At 58.4% G+C, this 19,273-nt stretch carries 17 protein-coding genes; 6 read left to right on the top strand and 11 right to left on the bottom strand.

What is annotated here, in order from left to right; genetic code table 11:
• Nucleotides 1-10 precede the first annotated feature (10 nt).
• From AC24GY_RS24210 to AC24GY_RS24180, 7 genes are read right to left on the bottom strand one after another with little or no spacing between them, the layout of a single operon-like run.
• Nucleotides 11-994, bottom strand: coding sequence for a pilus assembly FimT family protein (locus AC24GY_RS24210; protein WP_487688189.1), 984 nt, complete (start codon nucleotides 992-994; stop codon nucleotides 11-13).
• Nucleotides 991-1,851 (bottom strand): hypothetical protein, encoded by an 861-nt coding sequence (locus tag AC24GY_RS24205; protein ID WP_487688186.1) that lies wholly within the window; start codon nucleotides 1,849-1,851, stop codon nucleotides 991-993. The genes AC24GY_RS24210 and AC24GY_RS24205 overlap by 4 nt, the downstream gene beginning before the upstream one ends.
• A gap of 3 nt (nucleotides 1,852-1,854) precedes the next feature.
• Nucleotides 1,855-2,457, bottom strand: coding sequence for a hypothetical protein (locus AC24GY_RS24200; protein ID WP_422320709.1), 603 nt, complete (start codon nucleotides 2,455-2,457; stop codon nucleotides 1,855-1,857).
• A 20-nt stretch (nucleotides 2,458-2,477) separates the two neighbouring features.
• Nucleotides 2,478-3,032 (bottom strand): hypothetical protein, encoded by a 555-nt coding sequence (locus AC24GY_RS24195; RefSeq protein ID WP_487688184.1) that lies wholly within the window; start codon nucleotides 3,030-3,032, stop codon nucleotides 2,478-2,480.
• A 13-nt stretch (nucleotides 3,033-3,045) separates the two neighbouring features.
• Nucleotides 3,046-3,915: a hypothetical protein gene (locus AC24GY_RS24190; protein ID WP_422320711.1), complete on the bottom strand. Its 870-nt coding sequence runs from the start codon at nucleotides 3,913-3,915 to the stop codon at nucleotides 3,046-3,048.
• The gene (locus AC24GY_RS24185; RefSeq protein ID WP_422320712.1) at nucleotides 3,902-4,966 is read right to left on the bottom strand and encodes a type IV pilus twitching motility protein PilT; all 1,065 of its coding nucleotides are present in this window, start codon (nucleotides 4,964-4,966) and stop codon (nucleotides 3,902-3,904) included. Before AC24GY_RS24185 ends, AC24GY_RS24190 begins: the two co-directional genes overlap by 14 nt.
• A 6-nt stretch (nucleotides 4,967-4,972) precedes the next feature.
• Nucleotides 4,973-6,475, bottom strand: coding sequence for a choice-of-anchor K domain-containing protein (locus AC24GY_RS24180; RefSeq protein ID WP_487688181.1), 1,503 nt, complete (start codon nucleotides 6,473-6,475; stop codon nucleotides 4,973-4,975).
• A 538-nt stretch (nucleotides 6,476-7,013) separates the two neighbouring features.
• On the opposite strand from AC24GY_RS24180, the gene AC24GY_RS24175 reads away from it, so the two are divergent.
• Nucleotides 7,014-8,789 carry a type II secretion system protein GspD gene (locus tag AC24GY_RS24175; protein ID WP_487688178.1) on the top strand — a complete coding sequence of 592 codons (1,776 nt, stop codon included), beginning with the start codon at nucleotides 7,014-7,016 and terminating at the stop codon, nucleotides 8,787-8,789.
• Between the two features lies 1 nt (nucleotide 8,790).
• Here the strand turns inward: AC24GY_RS24175 and AC24GY_RS24170 are convergent, their stop codons facing one another.
• The 4 genes from AC24GY_RS24170 to AC24GY_RS24155 form a co-directional block, all read right to left on the bottom strand.
• Nucleotides 8,791-9,765, bottom strand: coding sequence for a ThuA domain-containing protein (locus AC24GY_RS24170; RefSeq protein WP_422320599.1), 975 nt, complete (start codon nucleotides 9,763-9,765; stop codon nucleotides 8,791-8,793).
• Nucleotides 9,766-9,844: 79 nt separating this feature from the next.
• Nucleotides 9,845-12,271 carry a DUF1549 domain-containing protein gene (locus AC24GY_RS24165; RefSeq protein WP_487688174.1) on the bottom strand — a complete coding sequence of 809 codons (2,427 nt, stop codon included), beginning with the start codon at nucleotides 12,269-12,271 and terminating at the stop codon, nucleotides 9,845-9,847.
• A 171-nt stretch (nucleotides 12,272-12,442) separates the two neighbouring features.
• Entirely contained in the window at nucleotides 12,443-13,447 is a 1,005-nt protein-coding gene (locus AC24GY_RS24160; RefSeq protein WP_422320601.1) for a hypothetical protein, read from the bottom strand.
• A 28-nt stretch (nucleotides 13,448-13,475) separates the two neighbouring features.
• The gene (locus tag AC24GY_RS24155) at nucleotides 13,476-13,880 is read right to left on the bottom strand and encodes a hypothetical protein (RefSeq protein ID WP_422320602.1); all 405 of its coding nucleotides are present in this window, start codon (nucleotides 13,878-13,880) and stop codon (nucleotides 13,476-13,478) included.
• A 175-nt stretch (nucleotides 13,881-14,055) separates the two neighbouring features.
• Between AC24GY_RS24155 and AC24GY_RS24150 the strand changes: the two genes are divergently transcribed.
• From AC24GY_RS24150 to AC24GY_RS24130, 5 genes are all read left to right on the top strand, one after another.
• Entirely contained in the window at nucleotides 14,056-14,925 is an 870-nt protein-coding gene (locus AC24GY_RS24150) for an alpha/beta hydrolase (protein ID WP_422320603.1), read from the top strand.
• A gap of 107 nt (nucleotides 14,926-15,032) precedes the next feature.
• Nucleotides 15,033-15,911, top strand: a complete 879-nt coding sequence (locus tag AC24GY_RS24145) for an SMP-30/gluconolactonase/LRE family protein (protein ID WP_487688171.1) — start codon at nucleotides 15,033-15,035, stop codon at nucleotides 15,909-15,911.
• A 160-nt stretch (nucleotides 15,912-16,071) separates the two neighbouring features.
• A complete protein-coding gene (gene asnS / locus AC24GY_RS24140; protein WP_487688168.1) occupies nucleotides 16,072-17,436 on the top strand; it encodes an asparagine--tRNA ligase in 1,365 nt (454 codons plus the stop codon).
• 84 nt (nucleotides 17,437-17,520) lie between these two features.
• Complete coding sequence (locus tag AC24GY_RS24135) at nucleotides 17,521-18,399, top strand: protein-disulfide reductase DsbD domain-containing protein (RefSeq protein ID WP_487688166.1); 879 nt, start codon at nucleotides 17,521-17,523, stop codon at nucleotides 18,397-18,399.
• A 138-nt stretch (nucleotides 18,400-18,537) separates the two neighbouring features.
• Nucleotides 18,538-19,224, top strand: a complete 687-nt coding sequence (locus tag AC24GY_RS24130; protein WP_487688164.1) for a transposase — start codon at nucleotides 18,538-18,540, stop codon at nucleotides 19,222-19,224.
• The last annotated feature ends 49 nt before the right edge of the window (nucleotides 19,225-19,273 follow it).

The following is a 19,273-nucleotide window of genomic DNA, read 5'->3' as shown; positions in this document are numbered from 1 at the left end:
ACTGGGTGATTCAGAGGGCCGGAAACATCGGCACGGTAAACATGAAGGCTGAGCGTCCGGCCATTTGATTGTAGGCCTGGCGCGGATCGGTGGTGGCCAGGGTGTTGGCGATCTGGCCGAGATGGCGGGCGGCGGGATCCGGCCACCAGATGAAGTAGAACGGACGTTCAGACGCACGTTTGAAACGGTCGATGGTGGCGGGAGTCTCGCGCAGGGCCAGACGGGAGGCGCGTTCAAAGGTGATGAAGAGCGGAGTGAAGCCATCCGTGGCCCATTGGGAGGAACTGGTGGGGCTGGGGATGGACGGTGGAAAAAACACATCGTAACCGCCCATGTAGGTCAGTGTGGAGGGGGGCAGGCTGGATGCGGCGTCAGCGTAGCGCTTGACCGAAGCGTGAATGCCATTGGGTTCCCTGGTGCCGGTGAAACGGATGAGGTCGATGTCGTAAATGGCGTTGACCTTGAGGAAGCCGGAGTACTTGCTGTAGCCGAGCACGAAGATGCTGGCGTTCTGGGGGACCGCCGTTCCGTCATTGAGCGGGTTGCGATAGTCGCGATAAAGAGAACTTGAAACACCGGCATGCGCGATGATGTGGGCGCGAAATTTTTGCGGGGTGTCGAGTTCGTCGTCGGTGGTTGAATTGTAGGCGATCACCGAGGGCCTCCAAGTGTTCATGCCGTCACGGGGCAGGCAGTAAACGGCGGTGGCGCTGAGGGTGTCCGTGAGAAACTGCTCACGCAGTTCTTCGGCCAGTGACAGCGCGCCGTATTGTGGCGCCATGCCCACATCGACCGTGGCGCTGGAGGTGCCATAAAAATTCTGCGAGCGGGTGACCCCCAGCGGCACGGCCACCATGGAGGAGACGCTGGGCTGGCTGCGAATGAGCGTGCCATAAGAGACGACGGCCCCGCCGAGGATCATGGCAGAAAGCGCGAGCACCAGCAGGAGTTCCACGGAGGTGAAGCCTCCGTGCTGATGGACACGGCGGATCATTTGGGGGCAGGTGTAGGATTGCCAAAGAGCATGCGCACCACGGACTCAACAGCGGGTGAGGCTGGAGGTGGGGCCGTAGGAGCAGGTGCCAGCGGCTTTTCGGGCGTCGATGTCACCTGCTGCACAGGTGCGGGCGGGGCAACAGGGACGGCAGCGGGAGGCTCCACCAGGCGGGGCGGAGAGAAGGGCTGAGGATCATCCGCGATGACTTGCGCGCGTGGCGGGGCGGGTTCGTCAGAGATCATGGATGAAGGGGGGCTTTGAGGCGGGCCAGGCGGGCTGCTTGAAGGATCGCGCAGCGGCATGTCCATCTTGGCATTGGGGCCTTTGCTTTCTTTTGATTCAGCATCGGTCTGCCCAAACATCTGATAGCGGACCTGGGGTGCGATGTTGATGGGAATGGTCATGAGCTTGGGCGGCAGTCCGGTGAGACGCTTCTCCTGCCAGGCGAGCTCGATGTACTGCGATGTGATGTTTTTCACCCGCAACTCGACCATCTGATCCGGCAGCACCGGGGGGACGATACGGCCGGTTTCCAAAATGATGTCTCCCAGCAGCACCCGCATGCGTCCGTCCGCCATGCGTTTGGTGCCGACCACGGGAAGTTTGAGTAGCTTGTCGCGAACGCGGTTTTCCTCGGTGTCACCGGTGGACTTCCGGCTGAGGGCCTCGGTTTCGGATTCAAAGGGATTGTGCTCCTCAGGCTTTACATTTTCCGGAGTCTTCTCCTCCGGAAGCACGAGCTGATATTGCACGCGCTTTTCCGCCTCCTCGCCGGCAGCTTCCTGGGCATGGCTGGAGGCAGCCATGATCGTGAAGACCAGGCCCGGCAGCAGCAATCTGTATGCAAAGTTCATGGACTAGGTTTTGGTGGCTTTTGGCTTGGGCTTTGGCGCGACCTTTTTCTTGTCCGCATCTGCGGCGGCAAGATCAAAAATCGGGGTTTCAAAAGAGACATCCATCTTCAGTTGTGTGCCCGTGCTGCCGCCGGTGATCTGCACCACCTTCATGCGTGCGGTGGGCAGGCGGCGTTCGATGTCTCCGAGCCAGTTGAGCACCTTGGCAAACTCTTCCTCAATGGTGAGCGTGGTGATGACGGATTTGGGGATGAGCTTGTTGCCCGCGGATTGCTTCGATTCGGTCTTGATTGAGCGCACAAGGCTGATGCCGCACTCGCGCAGGCTGAGCTGGATGGTCTGCTCCGCCTCCTGCTGGGTCTGCACATGCTCGATGGCCGGCAGCCAGGAACGGAGAAAGCGCCGCAAATCTTCGGTGTTGGATTTGAAGACCGTTGTTTCGATTTCAGCCGTGGAGCGTTCGTTCTCTGCGGTGACGGCGGCGGTTTCGGCATCCTCGGCCTCGGCCCGTGTCGTGGCCACCGTTTTGTGGATGACCTGAGCGGTGTAGGTCATCGCACCGATGATCATGAGCAGGATGACGCAGGCAAGTTGCTTGGGATTCATGCAGTAAAGATGTGAAAGGGTTAATCCGCCTGGCGGACGAGTGTGGAATGGTATTCGACGACGTCGCCGTTCTTGGTCTGCTGCGGCGAGAAGGAGCGATAGAGCAGCTGACCGAGAGCGGCTTCGATGGAGGCAAGCTCCATGGAGACCTTGGAGCCGTTCAGATGGATGGTGAGAGCGATGTTGGAGGGCACCTGCTCGCTGCGTTCAAGCGCCACCTGGGTGATGCGAGTCTCAGCCTGCACCGCACGGGCGATCTTGACGGCGATGGGCTGGATGTTGCGCGCGCCTTCCATCCATTGAGCGACCTTCTCGGCCTTGGTGGCTTCGGCCTCGAGATCTGCTTTTTCATTTTTGAACGAGTCACGCTGGGTTTCGCTGAGCGCCTGGCGCTCCTGGGCGTCCACTTTCTGCTTGAGCGCCTTTTTGTAGTTGAAGTAATCCATGGTCATCACGTAGGCGCTGCCGACCAGGGCCACATAAAAGATGACGGGAATGGCGCGGAATGACGAAGGCAGGCGGCGCGAGGTGTCGATGCGCGGCGATTTGAAATCATGGCAGAGATATTCATTCATAAGAGTGCGTGGCTTAGTGTTCCCCGATGATGGTCCAGAGCAGATCATCCTGGGTGAGATCTGCGGCGCCGACCTTCTCAAGATGCAGCATCAGTTCCGTGCGGAATTTGCTGTCATGGCCGTCGCCGACAAAGTAGACGGGGCTGCCCTGGGGGACCTTGGCAAGCAAGGGGCTGATGATTTGGAGGGCTGTTTCCACCGCCTCGGGGCCAAGGCCACTGCGGCAGCGAATATCACGCCACTGACCCTCCTGCTGCACCAGCACGGCGAGGGAGCCTTCACATGCGGCGATGAGGACGAAGTCTGAAGGGGTGCCCCCGGAACTTGCGCGAAAGATGCTGAGGATGGCATGTTCCAGCATGGCAAACAATCCGCAGCACACGCGACCCGGCTTGAGCTGAACTGTTTTGAGCACGTCCTCGGTGACTTTGACGAGGGATTCCTCCACGGCGAGCAGCAGGCTGGCGGTGGTCTCGGGATGATGGCAGATGGCGTAGCGCTTGCCGCGGTCATACTTGGGCCCCAGCACGGCACGCGGGTTGGTGCGCAGCAGGCTGATGCAGTTGTCCCCGCGCATGAGGTTGTTTTCGAGGCTGATGATGAAGCGGTGGTTCACGGAGACGGAACACCAGCCACCATCCGCCATGCCACGCCATTCTTCGCCTTTGAGCGGGGCGGCGTCGGGAAGCTCTCCTTCCTGCGTGCCGCTTTCCTCAAAGCGTCCGCGTTTGTTGACAGAACGCCAGCTCACCGAGCCGCGGCTGACATTGATAAGAAGAGATTTGCGTGATTCGAAGCGTTTTCCCCACGGGACTCCAGAGTCGTCGGGATCGGCTTTGAAAGCGGCAAAGGTCAGGACAGATTTGATTTCATCCAACAGCATAAATAGAGGTCAGTTGTTCTTTGGAAAGGAAGTCGTACACCTCATGTTCGGTGTAGCCGGTCTTGCGTGCGGTGGAGGGTTTCCAGCCGTCGGCCATGCGCATGTTCAGGCAGCGTTCGAAACTGACCATGCCGCGGGTGAAACCTGCCTCGAGCTCCTGGTCGAGGTTCTTGAACTCGCCACGGCGGATCATGCCGCAGACGGAATCATAAGGCAGCAGGAGCTCGTGAATGGGAAAGCGTTTGCCCTTGGCCTCGTCAAACAGGAGGCGCTGACAGAGAATGCCGCGAATGGAGTCGGCGAAGGAGAGCATGGCGTTTTCCATGCGATCACTCGGGATGAGCTTGAGATAGCGCTGCACCGTCTGCGCGGCGGAGGAGGTGTGGAGGGTGGCCACGACGACGTGGCCGGTTTCGGCAGCCTGCAGGGCGATTTCCGCCGTTTCGCCGTCACGAATTTCTCCCACGAGAATCACGTCGGGCGCCTGGCGGAGGGCTGCACGCAGGGATTTGTTGAAGTCGAGTTCGTCCGTGCCGATCTCACGCTGGGAGACCAGCGAAGGAATGCCGGAGGGATAGACGAATTCGATGGGGTCCTCGAAAGTGAGGACGTGTTCCTGGCGGCGTTTGGCGCGCTCAAGAATCATGGAGGCAATGGTCGTTGATTTGCCAGAGCCGGTGGCGCCGCAGACGAGGAAGAGGCCGTTTTTGGCTTCCAAGAACGCCTTGATGGCGGGAGGGGGGACCATCAGCTTGGCGATGTCAGGAATGCTTTCCGGCAGCAGACGCAGCACCCAGCGGGGACGCCCGCGCGTGACCATGCGATTGACACGATAACGCCGCGGACCCAGCTGCAGCGCGTAGTCGATGCAGCCTGCGGTGAACTCCAGCGGGCGCTCCGGCTGGTAGATGAAGGAGTCATAGAAGAGCTTGCCGTTGCGCTTGTAGGTCAGGGCCTCCCAAGGTGTGACATAGAAGTCGCTGACACCTGAATCCTTCGACAGGTGAAGCATCCGGTAACCAAGCTGACTGCGTTCGTGAATGTCTTCCATGATGTTTTAGAAATTGCTGGTGAAGCGGGCGCGCAGTTCCACTGCGGCGTTGGCGCCTTCATAGACGAGGAGGTTGTTGCCCTGGACGACGCTGGCCGTGGGGTCCTTTGACACCCATTGAAGCTCCAGGCGGTACTGGACCCCGTCGATGGTGACGGTGAAATCCGTGGTCGGGTTGATCAGCTGAATGATGTCGGCGCTGGCCAGACGATCACTGGTGTTGGCGGTGCTGACGAATCCGAGATTGATGTAGGTGGTGGCCGTGACCGAGGGCTGGGTCAGGTTCAGATTGACGGTGAGGGTGACGCCGGTGGCTTCGCTGTTATAGAAAGTGGTGCCGTTCAAAACCTGCAGCGAACCAAAATCGAACCAGGTGTTTGGCGTGATTTTGTCAAACGTCTCCGGAGTGAAACTGAGTGAATTTTCGATGCCTGCATCGAGGTAGGTGCCATTGCCGAGATCGAGCTTGGTGTTGCCGGATTTGAAGGTGGAGGTGGTGCCGCTGTTTTGAATGTTGGTGACGAGATTGGAACCGCCGAGGGCATTGCCCCAGCTGCCCTCCTCGGTGCCGCTGAAGCCGCTGGTGAGGCGGTAGTAAGTCTGCGTGTTGGTGAAACTGGAGGCGTATTCGGCAGGGCGTGTGGACAGGTTGTAAGCCTGCAGACTCATCGCAGGAATCACAGGAATGCTGGCGCCGGCATACTCCTGCCAGGCTCCGCCATTGATGCTGTACATGACGGTGGATACTTCTGCCGGGGCACCTGAACTGATGGTGACAGTGCTCGGAAAGCTCGTGAATGAGAAGGTGCCGCCTAGAGGGGTGATGATAGGAATGGGCAAAAGTGCGAGCGTGGGCTGCGGAGAGCCGCCGCCTCCGCCTCCGCCGCCGCTGCCTCCATCGCTGCCCCCACCTGAGTCTGAAGGAGGACCGGATGAACCGCTGGCAGTTTCATTGGGATCGAATCCCGTGGCGGGAGAAGGGGGGGAGAAAGGCGGCGGGTCCAAATAGTTGGGAGCGGGGTTCGTAACGGAAGTCCCCCAGACCCAGCCGCTGCTGCTTGAATTAAAGGAGACCAGAGATTTGGTGCGTTTTTCCGTGCCGAAGTCGGCATTCACCAGGGATTCATCGAGATAAAAATCCGACACCGCACTGCCAGAAGCCTTGCTCATGACAAAGCGTTGCTTGGTGCGATCCCAGAAGGCGCGAGGATTGTTGGAATTGTCCGGCTGGCTGGTCATGCGGGCTCGCAACCGCACATCCAGTAATCTGCCTGAAACAATGCCCACATGCTGCTGCCATTCTGACTGCGGGCGTGAGCGCTTCATTTTATCAAGCACCGACTGGGGGGTGGTAAGACCCGCCAAACTGCCGCCATCTGCCACATAGAGGGCCACCATTTGATTCAGTGTGGCGACGTCTGATTGAAGCTTCGCGACACTGGAGGACTCGGAGTCATCGGAGAGGAGGGCTGCTCCCAAGCCAGCGATCACTCCAATGATGGAAATCATGATGACGAGTTCGAGCAATGAGAATCCGTCACGACAGTGTGAACTGCGTCCATCCGAGCGCAAAGCTGTGACTCTAGCGGCTATCATCAATGTTGTACTAAATAGTTAAAGTTCCCTAAATTCAAGGGAAAGATATGGAAATTATAATGACATTGGTGAATAATGTTCGGACGGCTGAATAATTAGCATAAAACATAAAATCAATACACTCAGCTGATAAATGTTATTTGATTTGTTTTTCCATTTCAGGTATAATTACCATAATATGCGCCATTTTATAGCACTGTTCCAGTTCAATCTCCTGGTTTGCCTCGTTGTGACGGGCACGTCGGGGACGACGTTGCGCGCTCAGTTTAATCAGAGCAACATGCACGTGATGTCGCCGGAGAATGAGATGGAAGCGAGCAGGCTCCGCTCAGCCCCTCCGCAGCAGTATGACTTTTCAAAGGCGATGCTAAGTGATGTGCTGAGGTTTCTGGCGACGGACGCTGGAATCTCATTCTTTTCACTGCCGGATGACAGCACTGATGGGAGCCGTTTGATCACGTTTTCCATCCGATCCAGTCCGTTCCAAGTACTGGAGACCCTGTGCAAAGCCAATGGGCTGGCCATCATTCCGGACAACGGCATCTGGTATATTCGTCCAGCGGATGATCGTGAACTCATCGGCAAATCCTATGAGATCAAGAACAATGCGGTCGAGCTTGTGGAGCGTGTCACCTCTGGCACGACATCGTCTTCCACCCGATCCGGCAGTGGTGGCGGGGGCGTCAGCGGGGCGGCGGTTGGGATGGACCTGCAAGGAACCAGCCAGACGTTTTCAGTCAAGCGCAGTGAAGTGATCAATGACATTCGCACACTGCTGGGCCTGCCACCTGAGGAAATGGATGGAGCGCAGCTTACAACGGGCATGCCTGGCATGGGCGCCACCGGGACCGATGAAAATGCCGCAAGAGCCATGAATTCCAATGAGATGAGTTCGGTGCGGAAGCCCAAGGTGATCTGGAAATCGGACTCCAACACGCTCTACATTGTGGCCACGCGGCTCCAGCACCTGTGGGTGGAGGGCTACATCGCTGCGGCAGACAAACCGCAGACCATGATCGCCGTGGAGGTGAAATTTATCGAAACTTCGCGTGATCCTTCGCGTGAATTCGGCATCGACTGGACGGGCACTTTGGAGACGGGCACATTCCGCCAGGTGAGCAAGGTCACACCGAAAGTCACCGAGTATGTGGGCAGCGATGGCATCGTCTACAAGAATAACTCGCTGGATGTCGAGTACACACAGACGGCCACAAACGGCGGCTTCCGCACGGATCTGGCGCCTTTGCTGTCAGGAGTTAATTTGAACAATGTGGGCAGCACACTCGGCTTTCCTGCCACGAGCATTCTGAGTGCGCAGGATGTGAACGTGAAACTGCGCGCGATGATGCGCGATCAGGAAACCAACACCACGTCCTACCCTCGAATGGTGACTCTGAGCAACCGTGAGGTGGCCATCCGCGCGGTGGTGAACCAGCCGGTGCTGGACGCGAGCTCCACGGCGAGTTCAGGATCGGTGGGGGCGACGACCACCACGAAGGTTGCCTATCTGCCGATCGGCACCGTGTTGAACATCCTGCCCAAGCGCATGCAGGGTGACAAGGTGCTGCTGAACATGGCTGTAACCGTCTCAAGCATCATCGGTTCGCAGGTCATTTCGGGCAATCCGTATCCCATTGCTTCGTCACGCGTTTACAGCGCGCCGGTGGAGATTGATTCTGGGTACACGGTGGCGGTGGGCGGACTGGATGAGGCCACTGAAAAGGAGTCTGAGGCAGGTGTGCCATTCCTGAGCAAGATCCCAGGGCTCAAGTGGCTCTTCGACTACAAGAGCCGGAGCAAGAACCACAAGAGCCTCATGCTCTTCATCACCCCGACGATCATTGATGGACGCAACGGCGGCCTGCCTGCGGAGCCGCAGTCAGTTGTGCCGCAGAGGCCGCATATGGCCGGCAAGCCGAAGGTGGACACCAACAGCGGCGCGCTGATTGGTGGCAGCAGCGCGCTGCCGAAGACGGTGGAGTATCTCTCGCGCGAAGCCGAAATCCTGGGCAACACGATCAAGGAGAGCCGGATCACTCCGGAAGTGAGGACGAAACTCAAGGAACTCAAAGTCGCCGTCTCACGTGTCGAAGAACAGTGTGACAACATGAAGCTCTCGGAGCCTGCGCAGTTTGCGATGATCGACCACCATCAGCAGATGCTTAAAAACGTCCACAAACGGCTCGAATCATTCGCGAGCATCCTGTTCAAGAAGGAGCACTTTTAAGTCAGCGGGCGGCCACGCGTTGAAACACGCGTGGTGTTTCGTTGCTGGCGTTCTTGGGCTTGGGGGCGGGTTTAGGATCCAGATTTTGGGTGAGAGCTTCAGGGCTCACGACCGATTCGACGCCTTTTTCAGGCACTTCAACCTTCGTCACCCAAAGCAGGGCGTTGAGCACGGCTTTGCGCACGTTGTCGTTGCCCCAGTTGGCGTGGAAATGACCGCCGGTGAAGCCGAAGCCGCGTCCGCCGTCCGCACGTTCAATGGTCCACATCATGGTTTCGGGGCTGCCTTTTTCCGCCTGGATGTGGGGGTAGGGACCTTTGGGCGCCACGTAGGGGCCGTCACGTGTGGCGTCACTGGGAGTCGCCACCAGGATGGGGGCAAACTTGGCTGCACCATCTTGTGCAGGGGTCACGCCGTGGCCGAAGGCGGGGCGGAAGCGCATGTGGATGTACCATTCGTCCTTGGTGGCGAAGGGCAGCACTCCGTTGGAGATGGGGTGTTTTGGCAGGGCCGTGTAGTTGGCGTCCCAGATGGGATTGCAGGAATAGGCGTTTTCATAATGCCCGCCGAGCCATTCTTGGAATTCTTTGCCCGCCTGGCCTGCCACGACTTCGACGCCGTAGTGCATGCAGCCGAAGCCGACGCCTTTGGCGGTCAGCTTGCGCAGGGTTTCGAGGTGGCCGTCCACCACGGCAGGGTGCTTGCCGCCACCGTCGGCGTAGATGACGACTGCATCTGCGTCTTCGAAGGTCTTTTCATCACTGACCCAGCCCATTTCGTGGCGGTCCACCACGAGATTGGGCACGCTCTTGAGGCACTGCTCCAGCAGCATGGTGCCTGCGCGGAATTCATGCATGCCTGGAGGATGCGAGGGCTTGCCTGCGATGAAAACGAGCTTCTGTTTGCCCTCGGGTGTGACTGCCTGGAGTGAAACAACGGTGGCGAGAAGGGCGGCGAGCAATGGAACTGGCTTCATAGGTGGGGTGGAGAGGCTCGCATCATTCCCATCCTCCGACTCAAATCAAGGGCCGAAGCCGTGGATCACGGGCGGCTCATTATCGTACGACCTGAAACTCGGGCAGCATGCAGACGGCCCAGAGCAGGTCTTCGAGCGACTGCTGTGTGGGCTTTTCACCGATCAAGCTTTGGGCCGTGGCGAGTTCACTGGCGGAGGGCTCGCGGCAGAGGGCCTGGTGGTAGAGGGCGGTGATCAGAGCGGCTGGTGACTGGGCGTGTGATGCCAGCAAACGCTGCGCTCCTTTGGTGATGCTGGTGGAGAGGATGCTGCCGTTTGCGAGGTCGATGGCTTCAAGAGTGGTGAGGTCATTGGGGCGGGCGGTGACGATCTGGTCGCGGTTTGGGCGGCCCAGCGTCCGCATGAGGAAGTCCGACTTCATCAGCGAGGCGCGGATCATACGATCTGAGGCTGCGGCTCCTTGGGCGAGCAATGAAGGAGCCTGGGCATTGATGGTCTGCTGCCATGCGCCGAGGGCTTTCACGACGGTGACGGGCTGCCAGTCCTTGGGGTCGAAGGCCGGGATGCGGCCCTCCTTGGTTGCCGGAGCCTGCGGTGTCCATTCCCAGGAGGCATCGCTGCTGATGGCGGTTTCCTTGCCTGCGGCATCGCGCACACGGGCGTCGAAGAAAAATCCGGCGGGGTTGGGGCCTTTGCCGGCGTTGGTGGCGATCACGAGGATGGAGTTCGGGCCTTTGCGCAGAGCGGTTTGCAGCGGCACGGCGGCGAGCTTGGTCCAGTCATCTCCGGCGCTGACCTTGCGGTTGTTTACGAACAGGGTGTAGCCATTGTCGCAGGTCACGACCGCGCTGGCGCTGGCGGGATCGGTGTCGAGTTTGATCGTTTTGCGCAGGGTGATCGTTTCGCCGGAGGGTGGGGTGCTGCCGGGCTTGGCGCTGTGGCCCCAGATCCACTGGCCTTGGATTTTGATCTGTTTCGCGAGTTTGGGATCGACTTTGCCGCGCAGGACTCCGGCATCCATTTTTGTGGGAGCTGCGCCGGTGATCTGCCAGATGGCATCGACAAACTGCTCCGCTGTGAGGCGTTTGGCGCGTGGGCCGGCATAGACGTAGCCGTGATCGTCGATGCCTTTGGTCACGACCTGGGAGTGAGATTGATATGCCTGCGAAGTGGCGATGAGGGCGAGTGTCTGCTTCAGATCATACTCATGCTCGGCAAGGTGCGCGGCCAGGTAGTCAAGAAGGTCCGCGTTCCATGGCTCCGTCTGCATGGCGTCTGCTGGATGGACGATGCCGCGTCCCATGAGGCGCTGCCACAGGCGGTTCACGATGGTGCGTGTGGTGCGACCATTCTGCGGATGCGTCATCAGGGCGGCCAGCTGCTTCAAGCGCTCGGGTTGTGTCGCTTTCGGATCGATCTGGCCGATCTCTGGAAACAGCCATGACGCCACGGCCTGCTGGCCGATGGGTTTGTCGCAGCGGTTGATCTCCAGCGGGCGGCTGGAATAGATGGCGGCGAGTCCGTAGGCTTCGCTGAGCTTCCAGCGGTCGATGAAGCTGTCGTGGCAGGATGCGCACTTCATGTTGATGCCGAGGAAGCTCTGCGAGACGCTTTGGGCGAACTGGATTTCCACGGTCTGTCCGGCGCTGACATCTCCGCGCCATTTGATGCCGTCGATGAATCCGCGGCTTTCATCATTCGGGGGCGCGATGAGTTCGCGCACGAACTGGTCGAAGGGCATGTTGGTGATCAGCGCATGGTACAGCCAGTTGCTGATCTGCTTGCGCCCGCCGGTGACGAAGCCGGTGCCGCCGTAGTCGTTGCGCAGAAGATCGTTCCAAAACGTGAGCCAGTGCTCGGTGTAGTCCATGTCTCGCTTGAGCAGGGACTCGATCAGGCGGGCCCGTTTGTCGGCGGAGGTGTCTTTGGTGAAAGCCTCAAGGTCTTTAGGAGACGGGAGCAGGCCGATGAGGTCCAGGTAGGCGCGGCGCACAAAGGTGGCATCGTCGATGGCCGCAGGGCGGGGGTGTTTCTTTTGGTCGAGGTATTGATCAAGAATGCGGTCAATGGGGTTGCTGCGTCCCTCCACCACAGCGGGCAGGACGGGCATGCGGGGTTTGAGAGGCGGCTCATACGCGGGTTTCTTGAAGGCAAAGCCTTCCTCCCACGCGAGTCCTTCATCGACCCATTGTTTCAGCAGCGCGATTTGTTCCGCAGGCACTCGCTTGCCCTTGGGCGGCATCTGCTCATCGGGATCGGCCGAGAGGATGGCCTTGATCATGGCGCTCTCCGCGCTTTTGCCGCTCACCACCACAGCGCCGTCTTCACCACCCTCCATCAAGGATTCACGATCATTGAAGGAGAAGCCTCCCTTTTTCTTGTCACCCGCATGGCACTCCGCGCAGTGCTCCCGCAGAATTGGAACGATCTGGTGGGAGAAATCGACGGCTGCGGCTGCGGAGGCGGTGAGGCTGGCGGAGAGCTGGAGGAAAATCGAGAGTCGCATTCAGAAACACGAACGTGGCACGAGGATGGAATCTCGCGGGTTGCTTGCGGGATGTCCGCAAAAGTATGCCCAGAGCCCCATTCTCGCAGCCTGTGCTGGAGTCTTTGACTGGTTGACGCAACAACATTGCCCTCGCCTCCTTTCATCAAGGAAATGCGATGAATGAGCGCATCAAGGAGCCGGTCCGATTTTTACCGATGACAGCATGTTGTCCGCAATGGTACGTCCTGCTTTGGATTTGCTCGAAAAGATCACCTGTACCATCCACATCTCCTCCCCGTTGAGGATGAACAAACTTTCGGAGAGAAGTTCACTGCCAAAGCGATTGGCGGAGAAAGAAGCCCGTTTGGCCGGAAAGGAGGAGACCTTTGTGTCCTTGACCTGCTGCTGGGGATTGGTGATGCCATCAAGGGCGGATATCGCTTTAAAAGCGCCGGAAACCGCGCCGTCCAAGTTGATCGTGGCTCCCTTGGGAAAGCGAATCTTGTTAACGCTCACCTCCATTTCATCGGCGGCTTTGCCTTGGAAGCTTTTGCCCGTAGTCACCACGCCGAGCTCAAGCTTGTAGGGCTTTTCGACCAACGGAATGGGGCATGTCAAGCTGAGGCCCTCCAGATGCTGCGTTTTGGCAATCAGACCTGCTGCCGTGACGTCGATGGCGCCAGTCAAGCTGGAGGGACCCAGGTCAAACTGCTCCAGCAGTGAAGGTGGGAGCTGCGAGGTCGGTACGGTTCCCATGCCTGCCGAATGCATGAATGACACCTGGGTCTCTTCGATCTTCCGAACTTTGGCATCCTTTAAAATCCTGCCATCGGTGAGCTTGATTTCAGGGAAAGTCAGGATGGCTTCATTGGTTCGCACTTTGTTTGCGGCATCGTTCATGGAAGCGGCCAGGACCGTGAATTCCTCCAAGGCAGCTTTCAGGTTTTTCTCCCCGCTTTCCTGCTGTTGTTTGAGCGAGGCTGTGGTGGCGGCCGCCTGATCTGCTTTGATCTTGAGAGCTTCATAATTTATCCATGCATCCTTGCCGTAAGCCAGGGATTCCTGTGTTTGGAAGAGCTCAGGTCTGAGCTGCAGCAACTCTGTTTTGGCCTTCTCGATTTTGTGGTAGCAGTCAGCGCCGTAAAATGCGGCGCCGACGGCAGCCAGGAAGAGGATGATTTTTACAAAAGTCATGATGAACTGGGGAGGGGTGAGAATGAGATCAGCGCAGATACTTCGCCTTGTAAGCCTCGACTTTGGGGCGTAATTTATTAAGCTGGTCCTGCAGGCGTGTGGCTTTGCTGCTAACCTCGTTGACTGTCTGAGTGAGTTCTGCGTTGGCTTTTTCGGAGGCTTTCAGCTGGACTTCCAGCGTGGCTGCCGCAGCGGGGAGATTTGGTAAGACAGCGTTTATTTTGACCTGATAGGTGTCCAGTTCCGCCTTGGCTTGATTGAGCGCGATCTGCAGATCCTTCTGTTCTTTTAGCAGGGCGTCTTTCTCTTTGCAGGAGCAAAGCAGCAGAGACGCGAGGATGCCCCCGGTGGCTGCCCACTGCGAGGAAGATTTTCGCTTGAACTTCAGCTTTGCTGACAGGGTTGGAACTAAACGGTTTGACTCCTTGAACATAAAAAATGAATTGAGTTTGCTTTCTTTTTATTCCGAAGATTTCAATTTGCGTCAACAGTATTGATGTAAGTTTTTCGATCCGTCCACCTCAGATGGCACCTGCCGGGCTGTCCATGGCACCATGTCAGCGCATGATTGCAAGATGTCCCTTTGTCCTGTCGTTCGGATTCGTCCCATGAAGTTTCTCCCCCTTGCCGCCGCATCGCTGCTTTTTGTCTCGCTCGCCCATTCTGCTCCGCAGGATGACCAGTATGTCCTCGGACCTGATTCCCAGGTCAAGGAAGGGGTGCCGCAGGGGAAGGTGACACAGATGCCGGCCTGGACGAATTCCAAGATCTACCCGGGCACGACGCGTGACTGGTGGGTGTATGTGCCTGCGCAGTACAAGGCCGAGACGCCTGCGAATGTGATGGTGTTCTGTGATGGAGGCGGCTTCGTGAAGACCGACGGCCAGTTTCGCGTGCCGGTGGTTTTTGATAATCTCATCGCCAAAGGGGAGATGCCGGTGACGATCGCCATCTTCATCAATCCGGGGGTGTTTCCCACGACCAACCCGAAGGAGAAGCCGCGCAGCAACCGCAGCTTTGAGTATGATTCCCTCGGCGATCTGCATGCCCGTTTCCTGATCGAAGAAATCCTGCCTGAAGTGGCCAAGACCTACAAGCTGACCGATGATCCCGAAGGCCGCGGCATCTGTGGCAACAGCAGCGGCGGCATTTGCGCCTTTACCGTGGCTTGGGAGCGCCCCGATGCCTTCCGCAAGGTCATCAGCCACATTGGTTCCTTCACCAACATTCGTGGCGGTTATGTCTATCCTGCACTGATCCGCAAGGCGGAGAAGAAGCCGATCAAGGTCTTCCTGCAGGACGGCAAGAACGATCTCGACAACCAGTTCGGCAACTGGCCGCTGGCGAATCAGGACATGGCCGCCTCGCTGAAGTTTGCGGGCTATGATTTTCAGTTCGTGCTCGGCGAAGGCACGCACAATGGCAAGCACGGCGGGGCCTTGCTGCCCGACACGCTGCGCTGGCTGTGGAAGAAATAACACGCTTTGCGGTTCAGGGTTCCGCTGTTCTCGGTTCGCAGTTGTCTGCGAAGAACTGATTGAAAACCGTGAACAGAGAGCCGCGAGTCCAGAACATTCTTAAAATCATGAAACGCATCCTCCTTTCCCTCTGCCTTCTTTCCACCCCGCTGTTTGCCCAGGACACCTCGCTGCATGACTACCTCATCGAAGGTGAGCCATGGCGGGAAGTCGCGGGTGGGTATGTCTTTACTGATGGCCTGTGCTGCGACGCGGCAGGCAATCTGTTCTTCACTGATGTGAAGGGCGGGAAGGGCATCTACAAGCTGGATGCCAGCACCGGGAAGGTGGATTTGTTTCTCGACAACTTGCCTGGGATCAGCGGCCTGCAGATTGGTCCGGATGGTCGCTTTTTTGCCTGCCACAACAAGGAGGGGCGCATCATCGCCATCACGATGAAGGGCGAGGTGGAGGTGCTGCTCACGGATGTGAAGTGCAACGACCTCGTCGTCAGCAAAACGGGGAATCTGTATTTCACGGAGACGCCCACGCAGCGCATCCATCTCATCACCAAGGACAAGAAGCACATCATTGCGGATGAAGGCCATGTGGTGAAGCCGAATGGCATCACGATCTCCACGGAAGAACGCACGCTGTTTGCTTCTGAATACGGCGGCAAGCATGTCTGGGCGTGGCGCATCGAGGACGACGGCACGCTGACTGGTGGCGCGCCGTATATGACGATGTGGCTGCCTGTTGGCAAAGAGTCCGCTGCGGGCGATGGCTCGACGACAGAGGCTAACGGACGCACCTTCGTCACCACGGAACTCGGCGTGCAGATCTTCGACACTGCAGGCCGTCTCTCCGGCATCATCGCCAAGCCGGACCCGCTGGGCAAGGTCGTCAGCGTTGAGTTTGCTGGCAAGGATCACGACATTCTCTACGTGGCTGGTGGCGAGAAGATCTATGGCCGCAAGGTCAAGGTGAAGGGGTATTTCGGGAAGTAGGAAAAGGATGCGGGACTCCAACCTGCAATGGATGTCTTGGAACGCTCGAATTGCAGGCAAGAGTGCCCGCATCACTGGAGACCCAGCATGCGGGCCATGATCGAGAATGAAACCCTGCGCGCCTCTTGCCTAGCAGCCCTCACGCGCTAGCTTTCCGCGCATGTCTCTCGACACCATCAATTCCCTCATTCATTCCGAATCCGCACGGCCCGGCATCATCGCCCGTGGCTGGGTGCGCACGAAGCGTGACTCCAAAGCCTGCTCCTTCCTGGAAATCTCCGACGGCTCCTGCTTCAAGGGGTTGCAGGTGGTGGTGGATGCGGCGCTGCCTTCGGCGGATCTGCTGCCGCGTATTTTGACGGGTGCCTCTGTGGAAGTGTCGGGGGATCTGATTGCTTCGCCTGCGGCCGGGCAGAAGTGGGAGATGCAGGCGAAGGAGCTGCGCCTGCTGGGTGAGGCGGATGCGACGTATCCGCTGCAAAAGAAGGGACATACACCGGAGTTTTTGCGCACCATTGCGCATCTGCGGCCGCGCACGAATCTGTTTGGCAGCGTGTTCCGCGTGCGCAGCAAGATGGCCTACGCCGTGCATCGCTTTTTTCAGGAACGCGGTTTCTTCTATGTGCATACGCCCATCATCACCAGCAGTGACTGCGAAGGGGCAGGGGAGATGTTTCAGGTGACGACGCTGAAGCCGAACACGCCGACGAAGCCCGAGCAGGATTTCTTTGGGCGTCCGACCTACCTCACCGTCAGCGGCCAGCTTCAGGGCGAGGCTTTTGCCTGCGCGCTGGGGAACATCTACACCTTTGGTCCCACGTTCCGCGCTGAGAACAGCAACACCACGCGCCACGCGGCGGAGTTCTGGATGATCGAGCCCGAGATGGCATTCTACGATCTGACCGCAGACATGACGCTGGCGGAGGAGCAGGTGCGCTACCTTGTACAGGCGATGTTTGACGAGTGCCCGGACGAACTGGAGTTCTTCAACAAGTTCATCGACAAAGGGCTCATCGAGCGGCTCAAACAGACCCTGGCGAAACCCTTCGAGCGCATCAGCTACACGGATGCCGTGGAGATCCTGCTCAAGAGCGGACGCAGCTTTGAAAATCCGGTGGTCTGGGGTGAAGGGCTGCAGACGGAGCATGAGCGCTACCTTGCCGAAGAGCACGTCAAAGGACCCGTGACCATCTTCAACTACCCGAAGGAGATTAAACCTTTTTACATGCGGCAGAATGACGACGGAAAAACGGCCGCCGCCATGGACTTGCTCGTGCCTGGCATTGGTGAGATCGTCGGTGGCAGCCAGCGCGAGGAGCGGTTGGACGTGCTAGAGGCTTTGATGGCCAAGCAGGGGCTGGAGCCGGAAAACTATTCGTGGTACGCTGATCTCCGCCGTTACGGCACGGTGCCGCATGCTGGCTATGGCCTTGGATTTGAACGCCTGCTCATGTTTGTCACAGGAGTTCCCAATATTCGGGATGTCATTCCTTTTGCGCGGACGCCCGGGCATGCTGCATACTGAGAAATGACGAATGACGAGCCGAGTGAAGCGAGACAGACAGCCGCAGGCTGCCCCGGAGGGGTGAACATGGTGAATCAATGTCGAATGACGAATGGTCCGAGCCGCCACTGGGTGCTGCTCGTGGTTGTGCTTCTGGCATTCGGGATTCCGCATTCCTCGTTTGCACAGCAGGGGCTGAAGATTCAATTGGTGTCCGAGCAAACCGCCATCGTCCCTGGCAAGCCTTTCACGGTAGGCCTCTGGCTGGACCATGATCGTGGTTCTCACACCTACTGGAGGTTTCCCGGCATTGTCGGGGTGCCGACGCAGATGAAGTGGAATTTGCCGCGTGGCTGGAAGGCGGGGGAACTCATCTATCCTGAACCGGAGCGCACGCTGATGTTCAAGATCAAAGCGCAGGGGTTTGACCGTGATGTGATGCTGCGCGCGGAGATCACGCCGCCTGCGAATTTGAAGGTGGGTGAATCCGTGACGCTCACCGGCCTCGCGTCATGGATGTGCTGCGGCAACACCTGCCACCCGGGCTCGATGGAGCTCAGCCTGACGCTGCCGGTGGCTGCGACTGCTGAAGTGAATCCGAAGTGGCACAAGCTGCTGGATGCTGAACGTGCGCGTGCCGAACGGACCAGCGACGCGTGGACCTCGACTGCCAGCGAGAAGGGAGATGCGATCACCCTCGTGCTCAAGCCTGCGACTGCGGAGGCTCGGGTGAGCAAAAACCAGCGCGAGGCTGATGGGATCATCGTCTTTACGGAAGACGGCTGGTTTGATACAGACAAGCCGCAGACGGTTTTGCGCGATGCTGATGGTGGTCTGACTATCACGCTTATCAAAGCCGATGCCTATCTTGGTGACAAGCCACCGAAGACGCTGCGCGTGATTTTGAGGAACGATGAAGGGTGGTTGCAGGGTGGGGGACTGAGGTGCTTGCAGCTTGCGCCGAGGATTCAGCGAGGAGGTTAGGCCTCTGGCCTGACTATGGACTGGGGCGTCTCGCCTGAGTTTGATCCGGAATCAAAGGCGAGACGCCTCGATCCGTGGACAGGCCGGAGGCCTATCCTCCGGTTGACAGCCGGGACGGCTGTCCTCCAGAGTGTGTGTATGAGCTTTCGTGAGGGACCACCGAATTTTGAGCCGTTGGACTGGAAGCGTCCCATTCTCAAATCTCGGCGCAAGCTTCCGCATTGGACTCAGGAGGGGGCGACGTATTTCATCACGTTTCGTCTCGTCGATTCGCTGCCTGCTGAAAAGCTGCGTGAGCTGGAGCGCTTTCGTGAAGAATGGTTGCTTGCGCATGCGGAACCGCGTGATGAGGCGGCTTGGAATGAACTGCATCGCGAGACGATGCGTCGGGTTGATGAATGGTTGGATGCGGGCAGTGGTGAGTGCTGGCTGCGCGATCCGGCCTGCTCAGGCATCGTCAGTCGTGCGCTGCATCACTTTCATGAGCAGCGGTATTTTCTATCTTGCTACTGCCTGATGCCCAACCATGCGCATGTGCTTGTAAGACCATTCGCGGGCTTTGAGCCTTCGGACTTGCTGCATTCGTGGAAGAGTTACACTGCGAAGGCGATCAATCAGCACTTGGGACGCAGCGGTGATGTTTGGGAAGCGGAGAGTTATGACACGCTGGTGCGCGACAGTGAGCATCTGTGGAAGGTTGTGCGTTACATTGGAAAGAATCCTGCGAAGGCGGGGCTTCCTGAGACGCGGTGGGTGAGGTATGTTGATCCGGAATGGGAGAAGGAGGGATGGGGTTTCAAATCGGAGGTTAGGTCTCGGGCATGACGGAGGGGCTGGGGCGTCTCGCCAGGGTCTGATCCGGAATCAAAGGCGA

Source organism: Prosthecobacter sp. Pr1 (genome assembly GCF_057652315.1).
Note: the sequence above shows the minus strand (reverse complement) of the source record. Positions and strands in the feature narration are given on the sequence as shown.